The 18,958-nt window shown below is 38.6% G+C and carries 20 protein-coding genes and 1 pseudogene; 11 read left to right on the plus strand and 10 right to left on the minus strand.

What is annotated here, in order from left to right; genetic code table 11:
* Window positions 1-459 precede the first annotated feature (459 nt).
* Both AC1DIV_RS21455 and AC1DIV_RS21460 read right to left on the minus strand, forming a co-directional pair.
* Entirely contained in the window at window positions 460-732 is a 273-nt protein-coding gene (locus AC1DIV_RS21455) for a hypothetical protein (protein WP_034307327.1), read from the minus strand.
* Between the two features lie 198 nt (window positions 733-930).
* The gene (locus AC1DIV_RS21460) at window positions 931-2,550 is read right to left on the minus strand and encodes an ABC-F family ATP-binding cassette domain-containing protein (RefSeq protein ID WP_340876622.1); all 1,620 of its coding nucleotides are present in this window, start codon (window positions 2,548-2,550) and stop codon (window positions 931-933) included.
* Between the two features lie 345 nt (window positions 2,551-2,895).
* Between AC1DIV_RS21460 and AC1DIV_RS21465 the strand changes: the two genes are divergently transcribed.
* Window positions 2,896-3,297: an RDD family protein gene (locus tag AC1DIV_RS21465; protein ID WP_063593777.1), complete on the plus strand. Its 402-nt coding sequence runs from the start codon at window positions 2,896-2,898 to the stop codon at window positions 3,295-3,297.
* A 211-nt stretch (window positions 3,298-3,508) separates the two neighbouring features.
* Here the strand turns inward: AC1DIV_RS21465 and AC1DIV_RS21470 are convergent.
* Together AC1DIV_RS21470 and AC1DIV_RS21475 are read right to left on the minus strand one after the other, a co-directional pair.
* Window positions 3,509-4,037: pseudogene (locus AC1DIV_RS21470) on the minus strand (transposase); the annotation flags it as partial.
* 310 nt (window positions 4,038-4,347) lie between these two features.
* A complete protein-coding gene (locus tag AC1DIV_RS21475) occupies window positions 4,348-4,587 on the minus strand; it encodes a hypothetical protein (RefSeq protein WP_048683463.1) in 240 nt (79 codons plus the stop codon).
* Between the two features lie 344 nt (window positions 4,588-4,931).
* On the opposite strand from AC1DIV_RS21475, the gene AC1DIV_RS21480 reads away from it, so the two are divergent.
* A complete protein-coding gene (locus tag AC1DIV_RS21480) occupies window positions 4,932-7,190 on the plus strand; it encodes a HelD family protein (protein WP_340876621.1) in 2,259 nt (752 codons plus the stop codon).
* Window positions 7,191-7,231: 41 nt separating this feature from the next.
* Here AC1DIV_RS21480 and AC1DIV_RS21485 read toward each other — a convergent pair whose 3' ends face one another.
* Complete coding sequence (locus AC1DIV_RS21485) at window positions 7,232-7,753, minus strand: GNAT family N-acetyltransferase (RefSeq protein WP_340876620.1); 522 nt, start codon at window positions 7,751-7,753, stop codon at window positions 7,232-7,234.
* A gap of 141 nt (window positions 7,754-7,894) precedes the next feature.
* Here AC1DIV_RS21485 and AC1DIV_RS21490 point away from each other — a divergent pair, with 141 nt between their 5' ends.
* Window positions 7,895-8,086 (plus strand): hypothetical protein, encoded by a 192-nt coding sequence (locus tag AC1DIV_RS21490; protein WP_034307314.1) that lies wholly within the window; start codon window positions 7,895-7,897, stop codon window positions 8,084-8,086.
* A 78-nt stretch (window positions 8,087-8,164) separates the two neighbouring features.
* Complete coding sequence (locus AC1DIV_RS21495; protein ID WP_340876619.1) at window positions 8,165-8,578, plus strand: hypothetical protein; 414 nt, start codon at window positions 8,165-8,167, stop codon at window positions 8,576-8,578.
* A 93-nt stretch (window positions 8,579-8,671) separates the two neighbouring features.
* On the opposite strand, the gene AC1DIV_RS21500 is transcribed toward AC1DIV_RS21495, so the two are convergent.
* Window positions 8,672-9,862 carry an alanyl-tRNA editing protein gene (locus AC1DIV_RS21500; RefSeq protein WP_340876618.1) on the minus strand — a complete coding sequence of 397 codons (1,191 nt, stop codon included), beginning with the start codon at window positions 9,860-9,862 and terminating at the stop codon, window positions 8,672-8,674.
* Window positions 9,863-9,997: 135 nt separating this feature from the next.
* Between AC1DIV_RS21500 and AC1DIV_RS21505 the strand changes: the two genes are divergently transcribed.
* The 3 genes from AC1DIV_RS21505 to AC1DIV_RS21515 all read left to right on the plus strand — a co-directional run bounded on the left by AC1DIV_RS21505 (window position 9,998) and on the right by AC1DIV_RS21515 (window position 11,511).
* The gene (locus AC1DIV_RS21505; RefSeq protein ID WP_340876617.1) at window positions 9,998-10,357 is read left to right on the plus strand and encodes a response regulator; all 360 of its coding nucleotides are present in this window, start codon (window positions 9,998-10,000) and stop codon (window positions 10,355-10,357) included.
* A 22-nt stretch (window positions 10,358-10,379) separates the two neighbouring features.
* Window positions 10,380-10,517 (plus strand): hypothetical protein, encoded by a 138-nt coding sequence (locus AC1DIV_RS21510; protein WP_340876616.1) that lies wholly within the window; start codon window positions 10,380-10,382, stop codon window positions 10,515-10,517.
* A 121-nt stretch (window positions 10,518-10,638) separates the two neighbouring features.
* Window positions 10,639-11,511 carry a CvfB family protein gene (locus AC1DIV_RS21515; RefSeq protein ID WP_048683447.1) on the plus strand — a complete coding sequence of 291 codons (873 nt, stop codon included), beginning with the start codon at window positions 10,639-10,641 and terminating at the stop codon, window positions 11,509-11,511.
* 45 nt (window positions 11,512-11,556) lie between these two features.
* Here the strand turns inward: AC1DIV_RS21515 and cotJC are convergent, their stop codons facing one another.
* Genes cotJC through AC1DIV_RS21530 form a run of 3 tightly spaced genes read right to left on the minus strand, consistent with a single transcriptional unit; the run spans window position 11,557 to window position 12,640 of the window.
* On the minus strand, window positions 11,557-12,126 hold the full coding sequence (cotJC, locus tag AC1DIV_RS21520) for a spore coat protein CotJC (protein WP_048679126.1): 570 nt from the start codon (window positions 12,124-12,126) through the stop codon (window positions 11,557-11,559).
* 13 nt (window positions 12,127-12,139) lie between these two features.
* Window positions 12,140-12,406 (minus strand): spore coat protein CotJB, encoded by a 267-nt coding sequence (locus AC1DIV_RS21525; RefSeq protein WP_034307303.1) that lies wholly within the window; start codon window positions 12,404-12,406, stop codon window positions 12,140-12,142.
* The gene (locus tag AC1DIV_RS21530) at window positions 12,407-12,640 is read right to left on the minus strand and encodes a spore coat associated protein CotJA (RefSeq protein ID WP_048679115.1); all 234 of its coding nucleotides are present in this window, start codon (window positions 12,638-12,640) and stop codon (window positions 12,407-12,409) included.
* A gap of 257 nt (window positions 12,641-12,897) precedes the next feature.
* Between AC1DIV_RS21530 and AC1DIV_RS21535 the strand changes: the two genes are divergently transcribed.
* The 4 genes from AC1DIV_RS21535 (at window position 12,898) to AC1DIV_RS21550 (ending at window position 17,615) form a co-directional block, all read left to right on the plus strand.
* Window positions 12,898-13,731, plus strand: a complete 834-nt coding sequence (locus AC1DIV_RS21535; protein ID WP_072273075.1) for a 3D domain-containing protein — start codon at window positions 12,898-12,900, stop codon at window positions 13,729-13,731.
* 378 nt (window positions 13,732-14,109) lie between these two features.
* Window positions 14,110-16,236 (plus strand): DNA helicase RecQ, encoded by a 2,127-nt coding sequence (gene recQ, locus AC1DIV_RS21540; protein WP_340878534.1) that lies wholly within the window; start codon window positions 14,110-14,112, stop codon window positions 16,234-16,236.
* A 124-nt stretch (window positions 16,237-16,360) separates the two neighbouring features.
* Window positions 16,361-16,567 carry a cold-inducible protein YdjO-related protein gene (locus tag AC1DIV_RS21545; RefSeq protein ID WP_034307297.1) on the plus strand — a complete coding sequence of 69 codons (207 nt, stop codon included), beginning with the start codon at window positions 16,361-16,363 and terminating at the stop codon, window positions 16,565-16,567.
* An 853-nt stretch (window positions 16,568-17,420) separates the two neighbouring features.
* Window positions 17,421-17,615: a cold-shock protein gene (locus AC1DIV_RS21550; protein WP_034307294.1), complete on the plus strand. Its 195-nt coding sequence runs from the start codon at window positions 17,421-17,423 to the stop codon at window positions 17,613-17,615.
* Window positions 17,616-17,698: 83 nt separating this feature from the next.
* Here the strand turns inward: AC1DIV_RS21550 and AC1DIV_RS21555 are convergent, their stop codons facing one another.
* Complete coding sequence (locus AC1DIV_RS21555; protein WP_226990376.1) at window positions 17,699-18,613, minus strand: YitT family protein; 915 nt, start codon at window positions 18,611-18,613, stop codon at window positions 17,699-17,701.
* Window positions 18,614-18,958 lie beyond the last annotated feature (345 nt).

Raw genomic sequence — 18,958 nt, forward strand, 5'->3', positions numbered from 1 at the left:
CTTCAAATATTTTCTGAAGATCCATATAGCTGTGCTTTCCTTCAAGGTAAAGTCGTACAATGAATATTTTCTGTTCGGCAGAAAAATTAGCCATAAAAAACACCCCGTAAATGTTAGTTTGGTGTCTAACATTTACGGGGCAGTTCAAGGGAGCTACAGTTTGTAGACTACTATCTAAAAGTTCAACCAAAGTTGATTGGATAGAAAGGTGCGAGACTCCTGCGGGAAAAACGCGACCAGGGGAGACCCGCAGGCGCAAAGGCCGCCGAGGAGGCTTCCCGGACCGCCCGCGGAAAGCGAGTGCCTGGAGCGGAAATCAACATCTAAATCGTACAACCATAAAAAAACTATAGGCAAACTCAATTTTCATCAAGTTTGCCTATAGTCTCAGGTAAGGCACGATTATACTATTACCTTTTTTTGAATAGTTTTGGCAGTTTATCTGGTCTTTTATACTACTTAACAAATATGTTCGTCATACTCGGTTTTCAAGTAATTCATCATCCTTTGTTTTTGGTGGGAATAATGAAAGCAATTAAAGTAATAGGAAAAGTCGTCAAAAAAGAGAGGGTTTTTATCATCGAAGCCATAAGAATTTAAAAAATCCGAGATTACTTTTTCTTGTTCCACTACATCGAACAATCCGGATATATAAAAATGATAACTGAATTTATCATATAAAAAAAGGTATCCTGTATCATCAAAAATATTTTTCACTGTATGACCATCCAATTCTAACTCACTCCTTCCTTACCAATATACCTTTTTATCCATGAAATTATTCAGTGCTCATCTTTCAGGGAATATTATTATATTTATGGCAGCGTGTTTTTTATGCCTTCAATACATTAAAGGTATGAAATAAATGCAGGCAGAAAGAATAGGGAACGAAAAAAGCACATCCAATAAGGATATGCTTTCATAAAAGTATTATTTGTACATTTCAGCGACTTGTTTTTGCAATTCGCCATTTTCAAGGTACTCATCATAACTCATTTGCTTATCGACTGTACCTTTTGGAGTAAGTTCAATGATCCGGTTCGCAATAGTTTGGATGAACTGATGATCATGAGAAGAGAAGATCATAGATCCTTTAAAGCTGATTAAACCGTTGTTTAATGCCGTAATCGACTCTAAGTCCAGATGGTTGGTAGGTTCATCAAGCATCAGGACGTTCGAACCGCTTAACATCATTTTGGAAAGCATACAGCGAACTTTTTCGCCCCCTGAAAGTACACTTGCCTTTTTCGTGACTTCATCGCCTGAGAATAACATCCTGCCCAAGAAACCGCGCAGGAAGCTTTCGCTCTGGTCATTAGGAGAATATTGACGGAGCCAATCGACAAGATTTAAATCGACACCTTCAAAGAATTCAGCATTATCCTTAGGGAAGTATGCCTGAGAGGTCGTAACGCCCCATTTGAATGAGCCGCCATCCGGTTCGATTTCACCTGCCAAGATTTTGAACATTGTTGTTTTAGCAATCTCATCTTTACCGACAAATGCAATTTTGTCGCCTTTATTCATCGTGAAGCTGACATTATCCAATATCTTTACGTCATCGATCGTTTTCGAGATTCCATCTACACGAAGCAGGTCGTTCCCGATTTCACGTTCAGGAGTAAAGCCGACATATGGATAGCGGCGTGAAGAAGGCTCGATGTCATCCAAGCTGATTTTATCCAATAATTTCTTACGGGATGTCGCCTGGCTCGATTTGGATGCATTGGCACTGAAACGCGCGATGAAATTTTGAAGCTCTTTGATTTTTTCTTCTTTTTTCTTATTGGCATCTTGAGTCAGTTTAAGGGCAAGCTGGCTTGATTCATACCAGAAGTCATAGTTACCGATATAAACTTTGATTTTACCGAAATCAAGATCCGCGATATGTGTACAAACTTTGTTAAGGAAGTAACGGTCATGGGAAACTACGATAACAGTGTTTTCAAAGTTGATTAGGAATTCTTCCAGCCATTTGATCGCTTTTAAGTCCAAGTGGTTGGTAGGCTCATCCAGTAAAAGAACATCCGGTTTACCGAATAGTGCCTGGGCAAGCAATACTTTAACTTTGTCGCCACCGTTCAATTCAGCCATTTTCTTCGTATGCAGGTCTTCTGTAATCCCAAGGCCTTTTAAGAGGATTGAAGCTTCGGGTTCAGCTTCCCATCCGTTTAATTCGGCAAATTCCCCTTCAAGCTCGGCCGCTTTCATTCCGTCTTCGTCGGTGAAGTTTTCCTTCATATAGATGGCATCTTTTTCCTGCATGACTTCATATAATCTTTCGTGTCCCATAATGACAACTTTAAGGACTTCTTCCTCTTCATAAGCGAAGTGATCCTGCTTTAGAACGGCAAGGCGTTCGCCTGGCCCCATATGGACATCACCGGATTGTGCTTCAATTTCACCGGAAAGGATTTTTAAGAAAGTGGATTTACCGGCACCATTCGCACCAATCAGGCCATAGCAGTTACCGGGAGTGAATTTTATATTAACATCTTCAAACAGTTTACGATCGCCATAACGTAAACCAACATTATTTACTGTAATCATTTATTTACATTCCTCCAAAATACATTTGTTTCAACGTGTCCAACACTTTGTTTCATTAGTTTTACGCTGATTCATTCAAACGGCAGTTTACAATCTTATATGTTTTAAACTGTGCATCATTTAAATTGTATCTTATTTCTTAGGAAAATTAAAGGCAGATTAGCAAAAACAAACGTTTATAAGCAAAAATTACACAAGGATTTAATTTTGTTTATAAAATTGTCACCTATAAATGTAAGTACTATTTTTTTATTGAATACTATTATAGGTGTAAAGACCCATTACGCAACAACTTTATAATTGGTAATATAGGTAACTGTAACTAATACAACGGGAGGAACATATATGAGTGATTCAGTAGGTTTTTGGAAACGTCTTTTCGCAGGAGTTTTGGACGGCATAATAGTATCAACACCATTAGCGATAATTTTCGGGGTGATTACCGGTGATTGGGAAAATGAAAATTTTTCAACTCTTTTTAACTTTCTCTACATGGTGATTGTCCCGATACTATGGTATGGCTATACAGTTGGCAAAAGGATTATGGGAATACGCATAGTAAGGATGGACGGCAAAAAATTAGGGATAGGCACTATGCTATTGAGGTATTTAGTTGCTGCTTTGGTATATGCCATTACATTAGGGATAGGGTTTATTGTCAGTGCATTCATGGTTGGCATTAGGAAAGACCATAGATCGATACATGATTTCATAGCGGGTACATACGTGACATCAAATAAACCATGAATAATGGATAAGCAGCTTAATAGCTGCTTTTTTTATGCGAAATTACAGATTTAAACCGATGAGATCTATAATATGGAGGAAATTTTGCTGAATACTTTATTGTTTGGTATTTAGGTATAAATATTACATTGGAAACCACGACAGAATATCTTTAGCAGTAATACAGTGGCAGTTAGGAAGCTAAAAAGCACTTAACCTTAATGGTCAAGTGCTTACGATCTTGATTTATTTCATTTTGAAGAAGACGCCCTTGATATGCTCGTGTTTCTTTGCTTACAATTTTCTTTTCAAATTCTCGCTTATTCGCATTGACTTTCACATGTGTGGAATCGACGAATATGTGTTCAGCACTTATTAACTTTCTATCAGCGGCTGTTATTAAGATGCGATAGAAAATCTGTTCAAACAGGTCTGTATCTTTAAAGCGTCACTCATAATTTTACCCTAACGTGGAGGAGGTACTTTATCATGAAAAGCGTAGCCTAAGAACCAACGGTAAGTCATATCTGTTTCCGCTTCTTGAATTGTTTTACGCATGGAACGAATACCGAAAGTATATTGAATGAATGTCAGTTTAACTAAAATAACAGGATCAATACTTGGGAGTCCTACCTCTGAATACATATCTTCACCAAGTCATAAATGAAAGTGAAGTCAATGGCAGCCTCCATTTTACGAACCAAATGGTTCGGTGGCACCAGTTGATCTAAAGTAATCAGTTCAAGTTGATCTCGCTGAATAGAATCATGAAAGCATCCTGATCACCTCAGGTTCTAATACTTCTATTTTAAAACAAAAATGACTTTAGGCAAAAGTTGTTCTATCTAAAAGGTAAGACAAAGTTGATTGGAACGGAAGGTACGAGACTCCTGCGGGAAAAGCGCGTCTAGGGGAGACCCCGCAGGCGAAAGCAGAGGAGGCTCCCCGACCGCCCGCGGAAAGCGAGTGCCCTACGTTCCAATCAACGTCCAAATTGTACAAGCAAAAAAAATGTAGACAAACTCGAATTTCATCGAGTTTGTCTACAGTCTGGGCACTTAACCTTAATGGTCAAGTGCTTTTGTTATTCAAAACTTCTTTATTTTGATTGATGATGATTTTATTTCTTAAAATCATTTCTTTATTATTAAGTCCAACATTGAGTTCTTTGGTATTATTCACTTTTTCCAGCAGTGAAATTACGGATATTTCCAGTAATTCAGAAATAGGCATTTGTGTTTTGGATGATAAAATTTCAAGTTCATGGATTAATTTAGGGGATAGCATTGGTTGTTTTTGATTTATTTCCATGACAGGACCCGCTTTCTTAAAAAAGTTATGTAATTGTCATTTAAGTATATAATGTCGGTTTCCGATAAAACATTAAATTAGCGTTATTTATGTTAAGAGTTGATGACAATTACGGAAGAAAGGCATAACCATGAATGTCTCAGCATAAGTCAAGATAACACCTAACCAATCTGGAATATATCGCATATTCTTCGAATTATATGAAATATCAGGGAAGGTATATTACAAGTATATAATTCTATGTCTCCAAATTTGTCAACCATTGGCTTTTCTGATAGTATAAATGTCCATTTCGTCTTAGCATCGGCATTTTAATAAGTTTGATCAATATACAAGGAAGGGGAGTGATTTCATTGGGTAATCACCCTGATTTTGAAAAGGAACGACAGCGGCTGGATTTTACAAAACGTTATATCGATGTAGTCATCAAAACATCAGAAACAAGCAAAGATCAATTTCAGCGGAATATGCAAGAAGCTTTTGGCGATGCCGATTGGTCTGAATCAGCCTTATATTCACAGCTGCTGACGACGGCCAACTTTTTTGAGATGTCCAAAACCGAACTTGAAAGTTTACGTAAAGCAAGTAAAAAACCTTACTTTGCAAGAGTGGATTTTGAAAGGAATGATGGGGAGAGAGGCGAAGTCCTTTATTTCGGAAAAGCATCTCTTTATCAGAGGGAAAGCCAGGAACAGATCATCGTTGATTGGCGTTCACCGATTGCAAATCTGTATTATGAGGGACGGATTGGTGAAATAGAATATGAAGCGGAAGGGGAGACATTTAGCGGGAATATCACTTTAAAAAGACAGCTAATGATAGAAGAAGGTGTCTTGGAGGAGATAAGGGACATTGATTTGACAACAACGGATGAATTGTTGCAGGAATCCCTTTCCAAGAGTTCCAGCAATCGATTGACGGATATCATCACCACGATCCAGGAAGAACAGAATAAAATCATTCGGGCAGATTTGAATAAACCTATCATTGTCCAGGGCGCAGCGGGCAGCGGTAAAACCACAATCGCTTTACATAGGATCTCTTATTTCATTTACCACTATAAAGACTTGTTCGATCCGCGACAATTAATGATTCTTGCTCCGAGCCGGGTATTCATTGATTACATATCTGAAGCTTTACCTGAATTGGGTGTCGAAAAGGTAAAACAATTCACGTTTTCCGAATATGTTCAGGCAGCGATAGGAAAGCAAGTGAAGCTTATAGCGGATGATAAATTAACGCGATTGCTGGAAAAGGATGATGAAGAAATTAATTCAGCCGTCTGGATATCAGGTCTGAAGGGATCCCCTGCCTTTAAATATATATTGGACGAATATATAAAGGACATTTTCAGTGGGTTTCATCCGGACGCTGATTTTTATTGTGATAAATATCGCCTCTATTCCGCTAAGAAGTTCATTAGATTATTGGAAGAGGATTATTGGTATTTACCGTTATATAGCCGGCTGGACAAACTGAAGGCCATTTTACAAAATGAAGTGAAATTAAAAAAGAAAACAATGCTTGAACGCGTTGTTGATCTTTATGATGCCAAAATCGAGAAGGCGCTCTATAAGAATATCGATCCAGTCATACGCAAGGAATTTGTTACAAAATGCCTCGATAAAAAAGAGGAAAGGATAGGACAGATCCAAAAGGCAATCCGTACTTCTGTAAAAGCGTATTTTAAGCAATTCAAAAGTAAAGATCTCCTGGAGTACTATAAGGAATTATACCAAGATCCGGAGCGTCTCGCCTCATACAGCAACGGTAAGCTTACTGTTGAAGATGCCAGGGTTTTATGTGTGTACAATCATAAATTATTTTCTGCTAATAGTTATGAGCTGGAGGACTTGGGAGCATTATTATATCTTCAGGAGCGGCTTTTCGGTGTCGATAAAGAAAACAAAGCAAAAAATGTCGTCATTGATGAGGCACAGGATTATAGCTTCATGCAGTTACAGGCCCTAAAGACGGCAGTGGATACCGATATGTTCACACTAGTAGGCGATCTTGCACAAGGCATACATTCATACCGCGGACTTCAAACATGGGATGAGGTTCACAGTCGTATTTTCCCTCGGGCGACGTATACTGAATTACAAAAAAGCTACAGAACAACTGTTGAAATTATGAAACAAGCTAATGAAATACTTCAGTTGTTAACATACGATTTCCCGGAAGTTGAACCCGTGGTCCGGCATGGCAAGGATCCAGAATTCATTTACATTGAAAAGGAAGGTTGGGAAGAAGAACTGATTGAACTGATCGCAACCCTTAAAGGTGAAGGTTTTAAAACGTTTGCCGTTATTGCCAAAACGATGAAAGATTGCAAGCTGGCAAACGAGAAACTAAGTGAATTCCATCAAGGCTTTCATTTAATAGATGAAGCGGGAAACATCCCTAAAGATAAAACATTGATTGTTCCTTCCTATCAAGCCAAAGGTCTCGAATTCGATGTTGTATTTGCAATATCCCTCGAAGAAGCGTATTGCCACGAAAATGAACTTGATATCAAATTGCTGTACGTAACAATGACAAGGCCATTGCACAGGCTATATTTTTTAGGTAAAGAGAAAAATGCTTTCCTTATTGAGACATGAAAGGGGTAGGGTGGAATGCCTCCACCCTCCTCGTGAAATGCTCACAGATGCAAAAGGATATCCTGAATATCTTCCCATCCAAAACCGACTTCGATAAGCTCGATGCCTGCCATTTTAACGGTTTTTTCAGCTATCACTTGACCTTCAAGTGCTTTGTAAAAACCGCATGATGGATTATCCTTTAATGCCCAGATTATTAAATTCTTATGTTCCATTTTTATAAGCTCATGTATGACCGCTTTTATCATTTTTCGGCCAAGTCCCTGTTTTTGATATTCTTTTAAAAAATAAATGGCATATACTTCACCTTGAAAATGCGGATCATTCGTTTGTTCTGGTCCTCCGGCAGCGAAACCGATGATTTCCCCATTGGCGTTTTCCGCAACAAAGGTAGCATTATGCAGCATCTTTAAATTCCTTAGCCAGTTTTTCTTTTTGGCCTCCAGATTCATGGAAGACAAATATTGATCCGGAAGGATTCCTTTATAAGTTGTTTTCCAGCTGTTTATATGTACAATTGCTATTCCATCTACATCTTCTTCTATGGCTTTCCTTATCTTCATAAAAAACACCTTCAGATTTTCATATTTCCCCCTAGAATATCATGGAAAAAGTGAATAAGCATTTTATTTATGTTTATAACTGCTTGAGAAAGGATAAGAAATAAAAGAGTGATCAACCAGATGAAGGGAAGGATGAGAAAGATGAAATTGAAAGTTGGTTTTTATTTTCCGGGCGGCAAAGAACTAGAGCATGAGGTTGAAGGCGATGATTCAACTCAAATGATTTCAAATATTCAAAAGCACCGTTATTATAATTTAGTTAAAGGCGATTGCCATTATGTCGTAGATACGGAAAAAGCAGCATATTTTTCTGTAACAGAAATATTGGATTGAGAATGAACCGCATTGGACTTTTATTCCATTGCGGTTTATTCTTTTTGTTGTAAGGAAACCGGAAAAGGAGTATCGTCAATGAAAATCAATTTTACCAAGAAACAGTATGAAACATTATTCAAAATGGTTCAGTACGGATATTGGGTTGCTTCCGATACTGAAGATAATAAAGAATTCAGTGAAATGGAACAGTATATCAATTCCTTTGCGAAAGATTTCGGCATGGGAGGAGTACAGTTTATAAAGGATTACGAAATGTATGATCTGAGCAGGGAATTGGAGGATCAACTTCATACAGTCATAAATGAGTATGAAGATGGAGTGTTCAGGGATAAGCTTGCCTACCATTTGGCTAGGAAAGAGTTCGCCGAGGAGTCGGAAAACCATGAATGCAATCAGGAGGAAGCGTTTAAACGTATCATGGAGCTCGAGGAAAAATATCATCTTCATATTGAAGAACACGGGTTAGGGAAATTGAAAATAGAAGAATAAAAATAGAGAGGACGTAATCTGTCCTCTCTTTTCTAATTTTGAGAAGTAATGATTCCTATGATCATCACGTATGCCATCCATTACGGATCGGTTTTATGCACGAGGATTTTGACCTAATTTTTCAACTGAGTATTGATAAAATGCAATTAAGTCATTTTGTGACGCAAAGCCTGCTTGTGCAGTTCGTTCGTTCCCTCCGCCTTTTCCATTATAGGAGCCCAGTTCCGCTTTAAAATATTGTCCGCAATGAAAAGGGCTGTCCCCGCTGTCCGAGAGGATGACCTTTTGCTCCTTACGTGATGCTAATAATACGGTAACCTTTTCTTTTTTTACAATCGTACCTGCAAGGTAAAGCAGTTCTTTCATTGAGCTATCTTCGAAAATATGAGAGATGAATCCCCCTCCATTTTCTGCAAGCAGGGAGTCAGCAAGAAAATTTGCATTTTCAAGTTTTAAGTTTTCATTTGCCGATAGCAGCTGCTTATAGTCATTTTCAAGTTTCTCCACCCTATTCAGGATTTCTGTACGTCCGGTATTGAATTTAGTCGATAATGCAGAAAGAATTCCTAGACTTTCGGAATAATCATTCAATGCCCTGAAGCCGCACTTAAAGTAGAGCCGGGTAAGCTCCTTCTGCTTCTCCGCTTTGAAAATTTTTATTAACCCAATCTCACCGGTACGCCCTACATGAGTTCCACCGCAAGGGTTATATTCAATTCCTTCTATCTCAACAATACGGATATTTTCAGACACTTTAGGCATTTTGACGACAGGAAGTGTCTGTAGTTGCTCGTTTGTCACGTAATAGATAAGTATTTCGCGATTCTCGATGATATATTGATTAACTAGCTTTTCAGCAGCAGCCGTATGTACCTCAGTCCATTGAAATCCTGCCATTATATCGATCGTTAAATATTCCTTTCCAAGGTGAAAGCTGACCGTATTAGAGTCAAACAGTTCCCTGCAGACAGCAGAGAGTAGATGCTGGCCGCTATGCTGTTGCATATGATCGAAGCGGCGGGACCAATCAAGTTCACAGTGAACGATCTCTGAATCTGGCCGTCTCTCCAACTTATGAAGAATCTTTCCATCATTGTCTTTTATAACGTCAAGAACGGTGATTCCTTCTATTTTACCCGTATCTGCAGGCTGACCGCCGCCTTCGGGATAAAAAGCGGTTTCTTCAAGAGTGATATAGTAAAAGCCATTTTCTACAATGGTTTCCCGAATTTCGGTATCCCATTGGGAAGTCTTGGTGGACGTGTAATACAATTTTTTTGTCATGAATGATTTCTTTTTCCTTTCAGTTGATCATTAAATTATATCACCGAAATACTAGAGTTTAAAATCGCGGGTTTTAGAAGATTAGTCAGGGAAAAAAAGCAAAACTTTATGACAAATCACGGCGGAGATGTTACGGTGGTTTCCAATTATGGACATGGAAGTACCTTTACCATATCCTTACCTAGAGTTACTCTAAAAGAAGTGGGGCTTAACAATGAAGGACAGTCAAGAAAACTGACCCATGAAATTATGGTCATTGAAGATGATATTAACTTAGCGGAACTGCTAAAATATGAATTGATGGACAGTGGTTTCCACGTCAGCTATTTCAAAAGTGGTAGAAAGGCTTTTCAAAAGCTAAAATCCTCACCTCCGGATGCCATTGTGCTGGATATCCTTCTTGAAGAGGGGGAGATGGACGGCTGGGCGATCCTGAGGGAATTAAAAGGATCCGTTGATTTGAATGAGTCCCGTTTTTGTTTCGACTGCACTTGACGAAAGGGAGAAGGGGATTTCCTTGGGAGCTAAGGATTATTTAGTTAAACCTTATAAACCGAGCCAATTATCCAAAGTGATCATGCATACCTTGTTAAGTAACGGTAAACAAGGGCAGATACTAATCCGGCAGGCATTTCATGGAGAAAACAAGGGTTAAAAAATAAAAAACCGTAATAGGTATACAGAACATCAAAAAAATGATAAATTCAAATATGTTGGAAAAATAAATAATTGGGTACAATTGTAGGTAAAGGTAAGTTACAGGAGGATTTTTATTCATGCAAAAAATTCAGGCCGGCATGGCTGTAGAGTTAGAAGTGGAACGTAAGGCTGATTTCGGATGGTTTTTAACGGATGGTTCAGAAGATGTCTTACTTCATCATAATGAAATGAATGAAGGAACGGAACTTGAGATTGGCGATGAAGTAACTGTGTTCATCTACCATGACAAACAAGCAAGGCTAACAGCGACAATGAAGATACCCGAAATTCAGATTGATCAGTATGGCTGGGCGGAAGTTGTCAATGTGAAAAGGAAACTTGGTGTTTTTGTTGACATCGGTCTTTCGAAAGATATTCTTGTTTCCCTGGACGACCTTCCGAATATAGATCGATTATGGCCTGAGGTTGGTGATCGTCTATATGTATCCCTGAAGACAGATCGTCATGATCGCCTGTTTGGTAAACTTGCAACCGAAGATGTCATTCAGGAGATTGCAGTAACAGCTCCATTAAAAGGGATTCGCAACACCAGTATTAAGGGAAATGTCTATCGTTTGCTTATGGTTGGATCATTCTTTATTTCAGAAGAAGGGTACCGCTGTTTCATTCACGAAAGCGAACGCAAGGAGGAGCCCCGTCTTGGTGAATTAGTTGAAGGGCGCGTCATTGATAGTAAAGAAGATGGAACGCTTAACGTTTCTTTAATCCCCTTTAAACAAGATTTAATGGGGGAAGATGCTGATGTCATTTTCACTTATTTAATGAATCGCGGCGGTGCAATGCCTTATGGTGACAAAACACCACCTGATGATATCAAGTTTCACTTCGGTTTGAGCAAGGGAGCGTTCAAGCGTGCTCTCGGCAAACTGATGAAAGAAGAAAAGATTTACCAGGAAGATGGATGGACATATTCTTCAGACCGTAAATGAAAAAGGCAGCGGATTTTATCCGCTGCTTTTTTATTGTGAATTTCATTAAAAGAACTTCTTTTTACCTTTTTCTTCTTTTAAAATCTCCACAGCTTCCCTGAACCTCATCGAATGGACAATTTCCCTCTCGCGTAAAAACCTGAGTGAATCATTGATATCAGGATCATCCGAGATGTCAATTAACCACTGGTAGGTTGCTCTGGCCTTCTCTTCAGCAGCGATATCTTCATATAAATCTGCAATTGGATCTCCTTTTGCTTGGATATAAGTGGCGGTCCATGGATTCCCTGCTGCGTCATGATAATAAAGGGCACTATCATGATTGACATAATGATCCCCTAGCCCGGCTGCTGCCATCTGCTGAGGTGTGGCATCTTTTGTAAGCTTATAGATCATCGTGGCGATCATTTCGAGATGGGCAAATTCTTCCGTTCCGATATCCGTAAGCAGGCCAATGACTTTATCCGGAATTGTATATCGTTGATTTAAGTAACGGAGTGCTGCAGCCAACTCACCATCAGCACCACCGTATTGTTCTATTAAATATTTAGCCAATCGAGGATTGCAGTCTCTTACTTTAACTGGATATTGCAGCTTCTTTTCATAAACCCACATAGCTCATCTCTCCTTATACCTGCCATGGCCAAGGGCCTTGGCCCCATTCCCATTTATTTTCACCGCCTGGACTGTTTCCAAATCCCAATAATGGACCATATTTAGGCTCAAAAACCGATTTCAGTTGTTGGGAGTATTCATGAAATTGATTGAATTGCTGTAAAGCCTGCTGGTCGTTAGGATGTGTATCCAAATAAAGAGTCAACTCGACAAGTACGAAATCGGCAGCCTGGATTTGTTCAAGCAACTGATAATATTCATCATCCAGTTTCTTATTCATTTACGTCTCCCTTTCCCGATATGGATTATCATAAAAATCATAAAAGAATTTCCAAAGTGTACCGTATTTCAAAGCTTCTTCCGGTGTGAACTGCTCCATATTGGGCGGTTGAAAATTAATATACAAATTAGGAGGTGTCCTGTAATACTTTCTCCCAATAGGCGGACACGGATCGAATTTACTATGGAAAGGTTTATATGACTTAACTAGGGTAAAAGTCTTTTCGCGAGTCACAAAAAATACCTCCTTTGTAAAGATATAGCCTTTAATTTTTATGCCTCGGTAATGCATAATATGACTGCTCTGGCCTGGAATGGGAGTTATATGGAAAATGATGTTTTTTCAGAATATTATAAAATCTTGTTATAGTCCCGTTATCTTACTGTGATGTTTGTCATCTATTCTTTATCTGTTTGTTCTTTGTATAGAAAAAAACTATGTTAAGATTTAACTCATAGCTTATAAAGCAGCTCACAAGGAGGTAACAACATATGAAAAAATCAATCTTATCGTTAGCGGCAGCGGCTGCTATATCCGGTGCATTCACAATTCCGGTACAAGCAGAAGATGTCAAAGTGAAAGATGGAGACACATTATGGGGGATATCTCAAACATATAAAGTATCAGTAGAAGATATTAAGTCTTGGAACGATTTGTCTTCAGACGCGATTTATGCCGGAGAAACCATACATATTTCTCAAGAAGAGCATTATAAAGTAAAGTCAGGGGACACATTATCGGGAATTGCACACAAATATGATGTAGGGGTAAATGATATTAAATCTTGGAACGGTTTAAGTTCAGATACAATCCATCCTGGTCAAGAAATTGTCATTAAACCGGCAGCTAACAAAGTCGAAGCTGCAAGTGTAGGGCCTGCACAGAAATCAGAGCAAGCTGCACAAGCAGAGCAATCCGAACCAGCAGAACAATCTAAGCCAGCAGAACAAACAAAGCCGGTTGAACAATCGGAACCAGTTGAACAATCGGAACCAGCAGATTCAAACAATGAATCCCAAGATCAAGCAGAATCTGGAAAAGAGATTACTGTTAGTGCAACCGCCTATACGGCTGATTGTCAAGGCTGCAGCGGAACAACAGCAACAGGAGTGGACTTGAAAGCTAATCCTGATGCAAAGGTGATTGCTGTGGACCCATCAGTCATTCCGCTAGGATCAAAGGTTTATGTTGAAGGTTATGGCTACGCAACGGCAGCCGATACAGGCAGTGCCATCAAAGGGAATAGAGTGGACATATTTGTTCCAAACGAACAGGATGCCGTGAATTGGGGCGTTAAAGACGTTAAAGTGCAAATCCTGAATTAATTTAACCATGCAAAACATGTTTATATATTGAAAAAGCAGACACAGTTATATTGTGTCTGCTTTCAGTTTGTAGACAAAAGGATTCTATCTAAAAGTTAAAACAAAGTTGATTGGAGCGGGTGTGCGAGATTCCTACGGGAAAAGCGTGTCCAGGGGAGACCCCGCAGGCGCAAAGCCGCCGAGGGCGGTCCGCCCAAGGAAAACGGAGTGCCTGGAGAGGAAAATCAACATCCAAATTGTACAAATCCTAAAAAAATGAAGACACAAACATAATGTGTCTGTTTTTTTAGTCCTTTTGGTTCACGGGAAAAGCAGGTACAATGAAAGAAATAGATCCTTATAAATCCTTGCAAGGGAAAAAGGAGGAGTAATAAATTGATGGAAAAAGCACGTGATTATTTACAAGAATACTTTGGTTATGAGTCATTCCGAAAAGGTCAGGAACAGATTATCGAACAGGTTTTAGGAGGAATAAACACAGCGGGAATCATGCCTACTGGCGGAGGTAAATCAATATGTTACCAAATTCCAGCCCTTCTGTTACCAGGTGTAACACTCGTAATATCCCCACTTATTTCCTTGATGAAAGACCAAGTAGATGCCCTCGAACAAAATGGAATTGATGCCACGTTTCTTAATAGCTCCATTTCTGGGTTAGAATCATCCAATAGAATGAATGATATTAAGCACGGTAGATATAAGCTGGTTTATGTGGCACCTGAACGTTTGGAAAATCCTGCATTTCAGCAGGATCTATTTAATGTGGAAATTTCTTTGGTTGCCATTGATGAGGCTCACTGTATATCTCAATGGGGTCATGACTTCAGGCCAAGCTACTTAAAAATCAACACCTTATTGAAAAACATGCCATCTGCTCCGACTGTACTGGCATTAACGGCAACTGCCACACCGCATGTGACCGATGATATATGTCAGTCGCTCGGAATATCTGTACAGCATACAGTTTCCACGGGATTTTCTAGAGATAACCTGTTCTTTTCCGTTGTGAAAGAAGAAAATCGCGGACGGTTTTTAATGCGCTATTTGGAGAAAAACAAAAATGAATCGGGTATCATATATGCAGCCACCAGGAAAGAAGTCGATTCCTTGTATGCCAAGCTTATTAAAGCCGGATTCAAAACAGGTAGATATCATGCTGGCATGAATGAAAAAGAACGGTCGGAACAGCAGGATCAATTCATTCGTGATGACGTTCCTTTGATGGTAGCGACATCTGCCTTCGGGATGGGAATCGATAAGTCGAATGTTAGATACGTCATCCATTACCAAACTCCAAAGAACATGGAGAGTTATTATCAGGAAGCGGGCCGTGCAGGGAGGGATGGTTTGGATAGTGAATGTATCCTCTTATATTCCCCTCAGGATATGCAGATACAGCGTTTCTTGATTGATCAATCAAATCCCTCTCAGGAGTGGCAATCCCAGGAATTGAAGAAATTGAACAGAATGAAGGATTATTGTTTTACCGAAGGGTGTTTGCAAGCATTCATTCTGCGATACTTTGGAGAAGAAAACCCTGAAGATTGCGGTCATTGCGAAAATTGTACAGATAAACGTGACTCAGTTGATGTAACTACACAGGCACAAATGGTCCTTTCATGCATGTTGCGAATGGGTGAGCGATTCGGTAAAACGATGATTTCCCAAGTGCTTACGGGATCACGCAATAAGAAAATTGAAGAGTTCGGATTCCAGAAGCTTTCAACCTATGGTATCATCAATGATCAAACTGCGAAGGATGTTGGTGATTTCATTGATTTCCTGACAGCAAAACAGTACATAGAAATGACAGGCGGCCAGTTTCCAGTACTCAAGGTTACCAATGCAGGCAGGGAAGTGCTATTGGGACAGAAAAAAGTCCTGCGTAAGGAAATAAAAAAAGTAAGCAGCATCAGCGCAGATCATGGATTATTCGAAGAGCTAAGACAGTTAAGAAAAGAATTGGCAAGCAAGGAAAATGTACCTCCATTCATTATTTTTTCCGATGCATCTTTGAAAGATATGGCCCTCAAACTGCCGAGCACTGAAGAGGAATTCCTGGAAGTCAAAGGGGTAGGCATACAGAAATTCGAACGCTTCGGAAATCTATTCTTACAAGGTATTTCCAAGTATGTACAGGCACATCCTGAATTAGATACGAATACTATGATTACAAAGGAAACGGTAAAGCGATCGACTAAACCATCTCACTTAGAGAGCTTTCGCTTATATCAGGAAGGCAAATCAATCAAGGAAATAGGGGCATTGAGAGGGCTGTCTTCCATTTCAATTGAAAATCATTTATTAAAGTGTGCAGAAGAAAACTTGGATATTAAATGGGATGAGATTTTCTTGGATAAAGAGTTCGATCTTGTTTTGGAAACTGCGAAACAATTGGATTCAGAAAAATTGAAACCACTTAAAGAAGCTCTGCCCGAACATATTTCCTACTTTATGATCAAAGCGATCTTGGTTAAAGCAGGGCTGGAAAACAAAAGGTGTTAAGGTTTTTTGGATAATTTCTTCATTGAATAAATAAGAATTTGGTTTAATGCGTATACTAGGAATGATAAAAAGGTGAAATTTCGCTCCTTTAATCAGAGTCTTTATAAAAAAGAGGAGGTTGCTCATGTATTTTGGTAAAAAGAATTCAGAGGAACCAGAAATAGTTATGGAAGATACGATAGTATATGCATGCGGATCAGCGGATTGCAATGGTTGGATGAGAAAAGATTTTGCCTCGGAAAACTATGATTGCCCAATGTGTGGAAGTCAATTGGTTGAAGAAATCAGGGAGCTCCCAAAAATTGAAAATGAGTATAATGCGTTTAAATAAAAGAGGTGAATCATAGCCTCTTTATTTTTATTTTGAGAAGAAAGATGGCGGAGTGTTTTTATCTTGGATTAATGCTTTACATATAAAGATATGTATGATATTATTAAATTTCAGTGTTATGAAAAGAATGCACTGGAGGGTAATTTAAAGTAACATTTTTATTAATAAAATAATTTTTCATCATTTTCATGATGAAGTAGAAACAAGTTAAACATATTTAGAAAAAAGAAATACATGTTATCACCAAGTATTTTCCTCGATCCATTTCTGTTCTTCATTAACTTACTTCTATGTACCATTTGTCTTTTGGAATTTAATCTACCCAATTGGAATTACGGACGGTTTTAATTAATAAACATGTACTTACAAGCTTTTATCTGATTCTCGCAGGCACGGTCTAGGAACCGTATGGATGGGAGAGAGGCAGGGCTTTCATTGTTTTAGGTTTTGGCATTAAAAATTACTCTCGTGCTCGCTTCGATTTGAAATGTTCAACGAACGAGCAGGAAGAACCATATGGAATGGATTCTTAAACAGGCACAGTCTCGATTATCTGAAGGGTAAGTCCGGGACTGTGTTTCATTTTGGGGAATACTTTCTTTTTTAGAATCTTTCCTCAAATATATAAAGGATATATATGATATAATGGTAACTGAGATATGAAAAATTCATGCCGTAATCTCAAGTTCTTACCATTCAAAAAGTTTGGTTGAAAGAACAATAATCATACTTAGATTTGCGAATGGTTATTTACTCACAATTTAGATTAAACGCCATCTATTCTTCTTTTATCTTTATGGCTTGTGATCTGTTATGCAGGACGGAGTCAATTCAATTCTAAGGAGTGAGATATATGTATAGAAGAAATAATACGGAAGAAATCATTCCTGAAGAAACAAAGGTGTGGGAATGTACATCAGAAGATTGCAAAGGTTGGATTCGCGATAACTTTACAAGTAATGATGAACACGTTTGTCCGTTATGTAGCAGCGAGATGAAACCCGGCACCAGAATGCTTCAAGCAATTAACAATCCAAGAAACTATTAAGGCTATAAAAAAAGCTGAAGGGGATTCCCTTCAGCTTTTTTTATCTTTCTGCCAATTGGATGAAGCAAAAAGCAGATGAATGATTAGTGGATATCTTTTTTCTTGAATCGACCGCCTCGGACTTCCGCGATATCCCCTACAGCAAGAAATGCAGATGGATCGAAACTTTTGACTATCTCTTTAAGTTTAGCTTCCTCAAGCCTGTTTATTACACAAAAGATGACTTTTTTATCATCACCGGAATATGCACCTTCACCAGCTAAAAAGGTTACGCCCCGTCCAAGGCGATTCATTATGGCATCACCAATATCATTAAATTCATCACTGATAATCCAGACAAATTTGGATTCGTCCAAACCTGCGATGACGATATCCATCGTTTTATATGCCACGAAGTAAGCTATGATCGAATACATGGCACGATCCCACGAGAATACGAAGCCCGCACTGCCAAGGATGAATAAATTAAAAAACATGACGATCTCCCCAACGGAAAAAGGGAGCTTCTTGCTAGCGAGTATAGCAAGTATTTCTGTACCATCCAAAGAGCCGCCATATCGAATGACCATTCCAACACCAATGCCAAGAATCATTCCGCCGAAAGCGGACGCTAGGAGGATATCTTGAGTGAAAGCTGGTACATGATGAAGCAATGTAGTGGTTATGGAAAGGATTAAAATTCCATAAAGGGTAGATAATGCGAAGGTTTTGCCGATTTGTTTATAACCGATAAAAAAGAAAGGAAGATTCAAAATGAAAAGAAAGATTCCGAGCTTCCATCCAGTGATGTAAGATAACATAATCGATATACCCGTTATGCCCCCGTCGATTACGTTATTCGGCACTAAAAAAATCTCGAGGCCGACAGCCATCAAAACCGCACCGATTGTAATTAATAGACCTCTCTGTAAAATTTGTCTCAGTGTTAATTTTTTATGCTGGGTCTTCTTTTGCATAATTTCTGTTGTACTTGCACCTGCCAGGTCTGACATAATCATGCCACCCACTCCTTCTCTCTATATAGGTTCTATTTAATTATAAACCTATAGGTATAATTAAATAAAGAAATTAACATTCTGGTTCATATATTCCTGAATAATTATTGGTATCATTGATAACGTCCTGTAATGAAGAAACAGGGTTGTTAATGCTTGTCATTACCATGTATTCTTATTCTACTCCATACAAAACAATAGTATTTCTAATTTTATTGAATTTATGAAAGAAACCTGCATTTTCTTGAGATATGGGGTGCACGGAAAGAATCGATGTGTAAATATATAGGAATAAGGAAATAAAAAACCTTTGAGGTACTATGAATTTCCTTTACAATATAGGAGAAT

The organism is Peribacillus sp. 05N428 (assembly GCF_056397085.1).